The sequence below is a fragment of the Flavobacterium sp. ASW18X genome, assembly GCF_005144745.1.
In the GTDB taxonomy this organism is placed as follows: Bacteria; Bacteroidota; Bacteroidia; order Flavobacteriales; family Flavobacteriaceae; genus Croceivirga.
The window spans coordinates 1-1023 of record NZ_SWKK01000055.1; the positions used below are offsets into that span (position 1 = coordinate 1).

Annotated in this window: 2 protein-coding genes; both read left to right on the forward strand. The window is 30.6% G+C overall.

Going from position 1 to position 1023, the window contains the following annotated elements; genetic code table 11:
• The first annotated feature begins 115 nt into the window (after positions 1-115).
• Positions 116-529, forward strand: coding sequence for a hypothetical protein (locus FBT53_RS15950; RefSeq protein ID WP_136952181.1), 414 nt, complete (start codon positions 116-118; stop codon positions 527-529).
• Between the two features lie 2 nt (positions 530-531).
• A complete protein-coding gene (locus FBT53_RS15955; RefSeq protein WP_136952182.1) occupies positions 532-921 on the forward strand; it encodes a hypothetical protein in 390 nt (129 codons plus the stop codon).
• The last annotated feature ends 102 nt before the right edge of the window (positions 922-1023 follow it).

Here is a 1023-nt window from a genome sequence, read left to right on the forward strand (position 1 = left end):
CGTACAAATCGTACAGAAAAAATAAAAAACAACTGGAATTTTTAACCATTTAATCTCAAAAAAATGGTCAACCTATTTCAGGACAAGACAGAATCGAAAATCGAGCGATAAATTGATGTTTAAAAAGAGAAAGACATATACTCCAAAAATTAGGACAAGAAAGATACTTTGTCCCATTGATTTAAATGCTCCACATAAAGATTTCGAAGACTTTCTTTTTGTCAACAATAATTCGGAATCAGTTCGATTAATGGGAATCAAAAAAGGAAAAGAATTTGAAACTGGAGTTGTTACATTAACAAGTGAAATTACAGAAAGTGATATTTTTTCTCGTTTCATTGATAATTCAAATGAAAAGATTGATTCTGTTGATAGTATGCTTAATTCAATAGTATTTTACCTTGAGGAGATAAATAAGTTTAAGATTGGGAATATTATTGCATTAAAGAATTCTGACAATGAATTTGGATTTGAATTAGAAAAAATAAGGGAGAGAATTAGTATGACCAAAAAGAATAAACTTCCGTAAAAATGGGAAAATTAAGATGCATTTGCGGACATAACATTGTAGACCAGACAGACAATATTTCTTATAAAGGATATATATTATCGGACACATGTGTCGATGAAGTGTCTGACATACTAACGGATAATATTGATTCATTAATTGAGGCAAATAACAAGAATGAAAGACTTGATTGGATAAAAAAGAATTTTATCGTACCACCATATCCGATTGATTTAAAAGACTCAGCAATGATTCACGATTTATTGTCAAGTAAACTTATAGAAAAAACTCAGGATATTTTTGAGTGTGAGAAATGTGGGAGAATTGCAATTCAGGTGGGACTGACAAATAAATTTAGTTTTTACAACCCTGATTCTGATAAATCAAAAGGAATATTGGATAGCAAGAAATAATAAAAACGCACTACAACAATGGTAACCGTTGCGCAAGCCCTTGAACAGCAAAAAAGAGACCTCTTTTAAGCCCTTTTTAGGGGCTTTTTGTTTTTAGGACGA

Bases quoted from the DNA above. Each gene is read 5' to 3' on its own strand.
- FBT53_RS15950 (WP_136952181.1), top strand. From the start codon at position 116: ATGTTTAAAAAGAGAAAGACATATACTCCAAAAATTAGGACAAGAAAG.
- FBT53_RS15955 (WP_136952182.1), top strand. From the start codon at position 532: ATGGGAAAATTAAGATGCATTTGCGGACATAACATTGTAGACCAGACA.